This window comes from Candidatus Zixiibacteriota bacterium (assembly GCA_034439475.1).
Classification (GTDB): domain Bacteria; phylum Zixibacteria; class MSB-5A5; order GN15; family FEB-12; genus JAWXAN01.
Window position 1 is genome coordinate 1 of sequence record JAWXAN010000033.1, and the last position, 5767, is coordinate 5767.

Here is a 5767-nt window from a genome sequence, read left to right on the forward strand (position 1 = left end):
ACAAAAGAATCGCTGAACCGCGGGAGTTCATCGCTACAAGACGAAAAAAAGATGTCGAGACCTCGGAAGGTATCGACCTACTAATATCAGAGAAGATGTTAGTCCGCCCCGCCACAGCGGGCAGGCGCGGCGGACTGACCTACACAACAGGAAACCAAATGAGATGGCCGCACCCCTTCCTCTGGTCGCCCTGCAGTCTCACTGACAAGGCGCGGTGGGCGCGAGCGAGATAAAGAGATGGTCAATAAGCGCAGTCAAATCAGAAATATCGACCGCTCCGCCAAGGTCGCCATCCGTATTGGCTTCGCTTGAACAACAGAGCGGAGCAAGGCTTATAAACAGATTATCGATAAGTGCTGTTAGGTCCGAGATATCCGCTACATTTGCCAAATCACAATCGACATTGCCGGTGGTGCCGACACAACAACTCAAACACATCTTTGTGAGAAATACATCCTCATTTCCTCCGCCATAACTGCCATCGAATGGATTCATCAGGGGGAAATTAGTGGAATATGTGCCCCCTAAAGTGTATGTACAGCCAGAATTGTCCAATGCAATCGCTACGCCGTAATCGTTGATTGTACCACCAAGATAGGTACTGGACAGAAGAGAAGAACCATTTGAACTGAGTTTGGAGATAAAGGCATCGAGAGTTCCGCTGAGAGTTGCGTCGTAGGGGTTAACCGTTGGAAAATTTGAAGAGCTGGTGAATCCTGTTACATAGAGGTTGCCTTGACCGTCTGCAGTGAGGGCCGATGCTGATGTTCCACTGTAATCTTCACCAGCATCGCCGAGATAGGTACAGAAATTTAGCGAGACTAAATTGCTTGAAAACTTGGCTACAAAGACATCATAGAAGCCATTTGAATTTTCGTCGAATGCCCCTGGAGTTGCAATACCTGGTGAGTTTGTATACCCTGTAACACAAACCGCCCCAGAGCTTAAAATCGCAAGCGAAGTACTATTATCAGACCCTGAACCCCCAAAGTAAGTGGAAGCTGAAGGATAGATCTGTCCATTTCCGGCGACGTCGAACATTGTGATAAAAATGTCTTCGGAGCCGCCGAATGATAGATCATAGCCATTCATAGCCGGCAAACCTGATGATTGTGTTGATCCTGAGATATATGGTTTGTACGGTATAGTCGGTGAAATGCCAAGTGACCGCCCACCTTCAGATCCGGAGCCGCCATAATAGGTGCAGTACTTCAGACCTATAGAAAGGCTAATGGGAAATTGTGTAGATGTGAATTGTGCGATAAAGGCGTCGTTCAACCCGGCATTGGTGGTTTGTGAGGCATTGAATACGGGCAAATTCAGCGAATTCGTAGCTCCTGTGATCCAAACGCTGAATGCACCAGTCGAACACGGCGGATTGCATCGTACTTCTACATCCGTACCGTAGTCACTACTGTTTCCACCAAAAAATGTACTGTACAGGAGCGAGTCTCCAGTTGAGCTTAGCCCGGTAAGTACCGCGTCAATATTTCCAAAATAAGCGAAATGGGGAAATGTCGTCGGATAGTCCGCCGAATAGGTATAGCCTGTTAAAAAGATACCGATGCCTGACTCAGCCCCAATTGAAATAGCCGTAAAGTAGTCGGCGGATTCTCCTCCAAGATAAGTACTAAATAGGAGAGAATTCCCTGTTGCATTAAATTTGGTAACAAAGCAATCAAACGTTGAGAGACTATTAATGGTATTGTCGTAAGCGAACACGACTGGAAAATCAGCCGAACCCGTAGACCCACAGATATAGGCCTGCCCCGAGCTGTTAATGGCAATGTCCGTTGACCTGTCACTACCACTACCGCCGAGATAGGTACTGTATGTTAGCACCGGGTCGATGACGACGGCGAGGGCGGGGTTGTATTCTTTAGCAAGTTTGAAGCCGAATGAATTGTCATCACAGAGATAATACTCGCCGGTCAGTTGTTTCTTCTCGCCAGCTACGATCTGATAGACATACGGGGTTCGTTCGGTCACAGTATTCCATTTGGTTTGGACTTCCAGTTCACCAGTCTCATTGACACAAAGTGACTCGCATCCTCCGTATTTTATCCTTATCTGACTTACATCAGCAAAGGGCGCAACGATAAAGTCGTATTCCATTTGACGGCCATTGCCGTAGTATTTCAGATCAATGCCGGGGTATATCTCTTTGTATGTGATGCTTGAGAAGTTAGGGACATTAATCCGCCATTTGGTGGAGTCATTACCAAGGAAGTAATTGCATTTGTATTCCATGAGGCCGTCGGATACCACTTCGGGAAATGGATTGGCTCCTTCAAAGAGAGAGGAGATGAGGAGGCATTCGGATTTCATATTCTCGTTTCGATTCCGAGGATCGAAGACGTCAGGATCACGGTCCGCCCCACCACAGCGGGCAGGCGCGGCGGACTGACCTACTTGAGACAAGACGTCAACACTGTCGTTCCTCAGAAGTCACTCCTCGCAACGACGTACTGCGGAATGACTGCTTAAATCTTGTACCACACTGCTTGCGGTGTGATCTTTATCTTGGCGAATATCGGACGTCAGGATCACAAGGATCACTGACCTACCAAATATCAGAGAAGATGGATTCTCCGCCGCGGCGGGCTGCTCCGCACCAAGGGACTGTCGCTCAGAGACGCCCGACACCACAGATGCGGTTCTTCGCTTTCGTAAACGGGTTGCATAGCCGCCTTGTTTGGTGTATGGTATAACAAGTATGAAAATTGCACTTACCGGCGCATCGGGAATGATTGGCGGCCATCTGATTCCATTGTTAAAATCCGATGGTCATACTACTATGCGTCTCGTTCGGCATTCCGAAAACAGCGGGCAGGATACAATCCAATGGGACATCGAAAAAAAGAAGTTGAACCCAGCTGACCTTGAGGGTGTCGATGCCATTATCCACCTTGCTGGAGAAAACATCGCCGCGAAACGGTGGATGGCGACAGTGAAAGAGAAGATCAAATCAAGCCGCGTGGGTGGCACATCGCTTCTTGCAGAAACCATTGCTCGGATGGAGCGCAAGCCGGCAGTCTTTATCTCAGTTTCGGCCATTGGTTATTATGGCGACAGGGGGGATGATCCGCTCACCGAGCAATCGCCGCCGGGTAAAGGATTTCTCTCTGAGGTCTGTCAGGCGTGGGAGAGTGAGGCTGATCCGGCAAAACAACACGGAGTGCGGGTTGTTCATCCTCGTATCGGAATAATTCTGACAAAAAAAGGTGGGGCGCTTAAGAAAATGCTTCCGCCTTTCAAGGCCGGTATCGGCGGCAAGTTGGGCGACGGTTGTCAGTATATGAGTTGGATCGCATTTGATGATTTGTTGGATATTTTCCGCTTTGTATTAGCAGATAAAACGCTCGATGGCCCGATCAATGCCGTTTCACCGAACCCGGTAACGAACGAACGGTTTACAAAAGTCTTAGCAAAAATACTTCATCGTCCGTCGGCGTTGACAGTGCCTAAGTTTGCACTAAAAGCGTTGCTTGGGAGTGAAATGGCGCAGGAGTTGTTGCTGGCATCCGCAAAAGTCTCACCGGAGAAGCTTCGCAATGCAGGATTCACATTCAGATATTCGTCACTCGAAGAAGCTCTTGCAAAGGCATTAGAATCAGACTAAGGTCTGCTCGGGCATTTTCTCCGGCTGAGTCTTCAGTAGTGTGTACCCTTCGGAGCGCGCTACGTACGTCGCGGCAGTCAAATCGCCAGTCACATTGAGAGTGGTGCGGCACATATCCAGTATCCTGTCCACTCCAAGAATAATCGCGATGAGCGCCGGATTCACACCTATCGTCGCAAGCACCACAATGATAAATGGGATAGATCCCGATGGCACTCCAGCGGTTCCGATACCTCCCAAAATCGCAAGGTAGGCAACAGTGATCTGCTCGGTGAGCGACAGGTCGATTCCCGCAAGTTGCGCTAAAAATAAAACGGTCACGCCTTCATAAAGGGCCGTTCCGTTTTGATTCATGGTCGCGCCGACTGTCAGAACAAAATTATTTATCTCGCGCGGGACACCAAGATTCCGTTCTGAGACCGCAAGCGCGGTCGGTAGAGTGGCATTGGAAGAGGATGTCGAAAACGCGGTGAGCATGACGGTACGGGTTCTTCTAAAAAATTCCAGCGGCGAAATGCGCGAGAGCAGCGCAACTGAGAGCGAATAGACTCCGAACATGTGCAGACTCAATCCAAGCAGGACAGTCACGACAAACCAACCGAGCGCGCTCAATAAATCTATTCCAAAACGAGCGGTATTATTGAACAGCAGGCAGGCAACAGCATAAGGGGCAAAGACCATAATGATATCAATGACTTTGGCCGAAATCTGGTACAGGGAATCCATTGCATTCACAAACGGAGCCGAAAAATGTTTTGGAATAAGTGTGATGGCAATGCCGATAACAAGCGCGAAAAACATCAGATGAAGCATACTCGGCGTTTCGCTTGCGATGGCCGTGAACGGATTTATCGGAACAATAGTCTTAACTGCTTGCATAAGCGGCGAATCGGTGGTGTTGATTTTTTCGGCATCGGCAACGCGTTTGGCCGCATCAGAGGCATATCGTTCTTCGAGAGCGGCGGCTGTTTCACGTGAAACACGTTCACCCGGTCTGATTGTGTTGGCCAGGGTTAAACCGATGATCACAGAAATAGATGAAATAACCAGTGTATATGCGAAAGATTTCAGGCCTACACGCCCGAGTGTTCTGATATCCCCAATTCCGGCGATACCGACTATAAGCGAAGAAAAGACGAGCGGAATGACGATCATGAGAAGCAGACGCAGAAAGAGTGTGCCGACCGGTTCGGTGATATTCGATGCAACCCATACAATTGTCGGATGTGTCCCGCCATACAAAACATTGACGCCGATACCGATGATTGCGCCGGTGAGAAGGCCGATGAATATTTTGGTGTGGAGCGCGATTCGTTTTTTTGGAGGGTGCGAAGACTTCTCTGCATTCATATCGAAGTAAAATATCTGCTAATTGACGGCAAGAAGCAAGTCAAGGAATGCGGGCTATCCGTGAAGTTCGTTCAAAAGAGCATACTCTGTTCTGGGCTCAGCACGCTTTGCTCTTTGATTGTACAGTCGCTGCGAGAAGTTTTTTAATTATCTCAAAATCTATCTTATCCGGATTGGCGAACCGAATACAGCCTTTACCATGATTGAGCCCCTCAAGCAATTTTTTATTGGCGAGCATCACTTCGTGTTTCAAAACATAAAAGCAGGTATGATTTTTTTGGCTTGCAAAGGCAATCTCGACAACATCGTTGTTTTTGTATGATGGCATCCCAAAAGCCATTGTTTCTTCGTAATCAACTAAAATGACCCTGCACCATGTGCGGAATTTTTGTAAAGCCACTTTTCGATTGTCAGGGGCTTCTTTTATGTAGTCGGGCACGTTTGCGGCTTCGCTTTTCATTGTCAAATCTCTTATATATATATGGCTTCGGGCAGAGGAATATAACTGTTGTTTGGCTTTGTGCAAAGTTATCACAGGGGTGTTCCGGTCACCAACAGAAAGATCACACCGCAAGCAGTGTGGTACAAGATTTCAAGGACAGACTCGCCAATACGTCATTGCGGGCATAATGATCAAAATGTGTGGGTTTTTTTCTTGTATCTTATTGATTTGAAGGGGATTCCGCCATAAGTGATTAAGGAGTTTTAGTGATCAGTAAAAAAGTATTGCCGAAATTGCGGTGTTTCTGGTGTCATTTCCCATGGACGCAGTCGAGGAAAACAGCGCTGGTTTTG

General features: G+C 48.0%; 4 protein-coding genes. 1 reads left to right on the forward strand and 3 read right to left on the reverse strand.

All coding sequences use genetic code 11. The features are described from left to right. Positions 1 to 198 precede the first annotated feature (198 nt). Complete coding sequence (locus tag SGI97_04285) at positions 199 to 2328, reverse strand: SBBP repeat-containing protein (protein ID MDZ4723108.1); 2130 nt, start codon at positions 2326 to 2328, stop codon at positions 199 to 201. Between the two features lie 388 nt (positions 2329 to 2716). On the opposite strand from SGI97_04285, the gene SGI97_04290 reads away from it, so the two are divergent. Further along, positions 2717 to 3622: a TIGR01777 family oxidoreductase gene (locus SGI97_04290; protein ID MDZ4723109.1), complete on the forward strand. Its 906-nt coding sequence runs from the start codon at positions 2717 to 2719 to the stop codon at positions 3620 to 3622. Here SGI97_04290 and SGI97_04295 read toward each other — a convergent pair. After that, entirely contained in the window at positions 3614 to 4972 is a 1359-nt protein-coding gene (locus SGI97_04295; protein ID MDZ4723110.1) for a dicarboxylate/amino acid:cation symporter, read from the reverse strand. The two genes, SGI97_04290 and SGI97_04295, sit on opposite strands and share 9 nt — an antisense overlap. A 97-nt stretch (positions 4973 to 5069) precedes the next feature. Continuing rightward, the gene (locus SGI97_04300) at positions 5070 to 5432 is read right to left on the reverse strand and encodes a DUF1801 domain-containing protein (GenBank protein MDZ4723111.1); all 363 of its coding nucleotides are present in this window, start codon (positions 5430 to 5432) and stop codon (positions 5070 to 5072) included. Positions 5433 to 5767: the final 335 nt, after the last annotated feature.